The following is a 2742-nucleotide window of genomic DNA, read 5'->3' on the forward strand; positions in this document are numbered from 1 at the left end:
GACCCCTTTTAAGGAGGACCGATGATCAGTGTATCCGCACCCACGTACGACCCCGTCGGAAACCATATATTCCGGCGGCTGGATACCACGGCAGAAACCCGCAGCGGAGGCAGGCGGGTTTCCCGCACGGCCACGCTGGACGGCGGGGCATCGGCCCATGATACCGGGTACAGCGTGGCAGACCGAAAGATACTGGTGACGGACCTGCGCCCGGATAAAGCCGTATTAGATTGGGTGGACCGCATGACACGGCTCTATGGCCGGGTGCGGGTGGTGACGGATCAGGGCGTGTATATGGCCATTCCCGAAAACTGGGACTTACGAACCAGGGGGCTCAGGTGGTCCCTGTTATTGATGGAGGAACAAGTATGGCTGCCGTCATGACACTATACCCCTCATTTTTTGAGGCCATGGGCAAGGGACAGATCAATCTGCAAACGGCGGATCTGCGGCTGGCGCTGATGGGCTCCGGATTCACGCCCAATGACGAGAACAGTGTGTGGGGGGATGTGAGCGCCCATGAAATTTCCGGGATCAACTACACGCAAGGAGGCAGGCAGCTCACGGGCAAAGTGGTGTCCCTCACAGGCCGACGGGCGAAACTGGCCGCCGACAATGTGGTATGGCCGGAGCTGACGGCCAATTTCCACTACGGGGTGCTGTACTCCTTAGGTAACGGGAATCCTCTGGTGGCCCGGATTGTGTTTCATGAGGTGGAGGAAGTGAGAGTCTCCGGGCTGGACTATCTGGTATCCTGGCACAGTGATGGCGTGGTTTCCTGGGGAGATCCCGTATGATCACCGCCCATGTGGTAGGCCGCAGCATGATCCCGCCGTGGTTTTTTTCGGAAACTACACGCATGACTCCGGATGACACCATGTTCCATGATGCGGGAGAGGGGGTATGGATGGCGGATCCGGAGTTATCAACGGAAACGGTCCCCGGCAGATCCTGCATGATGGCCATGGAAGTTACGACCACGGAGGCAACCACCATCTCCCTGCAAATACAAACGGATACAGGCCCTTTGCGGAAAATGGTGCACCCCCTCTTCGGGGCAGAAGCGGACTGCGGGCTGATATTGCTGATGCAGGTTGTTGACAGAGGACCTGATGAAGAGATGCTCTTTATGGGTATGTGGGGGGGATATTGTGAATGGAAAGAAGTGACCATACCGCTACCCCCCGGGTCGGCAAGGGTGGTTGCGGTGGCCATGGATTTTCCGGCCCGCGCGTTTGATCCGGGCTTGCCCTGGCCCGAGGCTCCGGAAGGACATACCCCTACCAATTTGATTCACATCCGCCGTATGTCTGTTAATCCCCTGCCCTATGGTTCGCCGGGTTTTGGTGTGCGTACCGGCCCCGTGGGACCCGAGCGCAGCCGTGTGGGCCCAGCAGAATTTTCCATATGGGGCCATGATGGCGGTACAGCACAGGGGCGTATCCACCGGATATCTTCCTGCCCGGTATCTCTGCTGTCTCCGGAGGCCAGCAGCCGAACGAAGACGGACGTGGCTTTTCTTCGTAAGGTCATCAAGCCATGGGCCTGGCGCAACCCCTACCCACCGGGAGTGGCTGTGCCTGCCCTACCGGTGGGGGAGCCATGGGAGGAAGCTCTCCATGGTATGGGAGTTCGGCTAGAACCGACTCTTCAGCGCCCCATACCCTCTGTGGCAGAATTTCTTCTGCCCGCCGGAGGAGATCTTCTTTTATTCCGCATACGGGTACAAATCGGTTCCGGCTGGTACCCGTATGAGAGCTTTTCTACGCTACACCGCATCCTGATTGAGCAAGAGGTAGGCGGCATGTTGATTCCTTTGTGGAATATGGAGGCCACATCCCCGGAAGGATTGAAGGATTTTCCGGCTACCGTAGGGGAATATACGGTGCCGGCGCATCGGGAGGGATCGGGCCGGGTACGCATATCTGTCTATCCCAATGCTGTACTGGCAGGACATGGAGGGTGGCCTTCGAATGTGCGCTTCGGCGGATTGGAATTGTCCTATGCCGATGAGAGGCCACTGCCCCATATGGGCCTTATCTCTCCGAGGCTTTCTGCTTCATGGGGAATTGTGCCTGCCGAGGCCGCCACAGCCCAGGTGATCTACACCTGCACCCTGTCCGGCACAGAGGCAGGCCTGCCGGATTTAGACCTGCCCATGACCTCCTTTGCCTGCCGCCTGCGCACGGCCACACCTTCCTACCTCTCCGTGACCGTGCCTTCCCGGCCCGGTCTTTCCGCAGACATTGCCGCCAGAAGATCCGGCACCCTTCGGGTTTGTAAGGGTTACAGGCTGGTCTCCGGGTATGAGCGCAGCGAAGAAATCGCCCGGGGAAAGTATGATCGCATGTCGTCGGCAGGCGGTGGCCGGTCGTCCTCCCTCACGCTGGTGGGGTATCACAGATACGGCGAGGGTGCGGGTACCCTCCGGCCCCTGCAGGAGGTGATGGTGGATGGCAATGATATGGAAGGCCGCCGCACCGTGCGGGCGGCGGTGGATATGTGGATGCGTCCCGGTGACGTGGCCACATGGGAGGGCCAGACCATGACCGTGGGTGCCGTGGCCATCCATGTGTCTGTGGAGCGGGCAACCATGGATCTGACGGAGGCCTGATGCAGGGAGACATTGTTGATAATCTGAAAAAGGGCCGATACCGGGTGGCGGTGCGGGTCAATACGGAGCTGGCCGCCCGCGAAAAGGCCCGTCTGGAAAAGGAAGCGGCAAAGTTACGGGCGGTACTG

Annotated in this window: 3 protein-coding genes; all 3 read left to right on the plus strand. The window is 59.5% G+C overall.

The window, feature by feature from the left end:
• Positions 1–21: 21 nt before the first annotated feature.
• Genes OOT00_RS15835 through OOT00_RS15845 form a run of 3 tightly spaced genes read left to right on the plus strand, consistent with a single transcriptional unit; the run spans position 22 to position 2614 of the window.
• Complete coding sequence (locus OOT00_RS15835) at positions 22–384, plus strand: hypothetical protein (protein WP_265426395.1); 363 nt, start codon at positions 22–24, stop codon at positions 382–384.
• The gene (locus OOT00_RS15840) at positions 369–797 is read left to right on the plus strand and encodes a hypothetical protein (RefSeq protein ID WP_265426396.1); all 429 of its coding nucleotides are present in this window, start codon (positions 369–371) and stop codon (positions 795–797) included. The genes OOT00_RS15835 and OOT00_RS15840 overlap by 16 nt, the downstream gene beginning before the upstream one ends.
• Positions 794–2614 carry a hypothetical protein gene (locus OOT00_RS15845; RefSeq protein ID WP_265426397.1) on the plus strand — a complete coding sequence of 607 codons (1821 nt, stop codon included), beginning with the start codon at positions 794–796 and terminating at the stop codon, positions 2612–2614. Before OOT00_RS15840 ends, OOT00_RS15845 begins: the two co-directional genes overlap by 4 nt.
• Positions 2615–2742: the final 128 nt, after the last annotated feature.

The organism is Desulfobotulus pelophilus (assembly GCF_026155325.1).
GTDB lineage: Bacteria > Desulfobacterota > Desulfobacteria > Desulfobacterales > ASO4-4 > Desulfobotulus > Desulfobotulus pelophilus.

Coding starts and splice junctions, on each gene's coding strand:
- OOT00_RS15835 (WP_265426395.1), top strand. CDS start 22: ATGATCAGTGTATCCGCACCCACGTACGACCCCGTCGGAAACCATATA.
- OOT00_RS15840 (WP_265426396.1), top strand. CDS start 369: ATGGCTGCCGTCATGACACTATACCCCTCATTTTTTGAGGCCATGGGC.
- OOT00_RS15845 (WP_265426397.1), top strand. CDS start 794: ATGATCACCGCCCATGTGGTAGGCCGCAGCATGATCCCGCCGTGGTTT.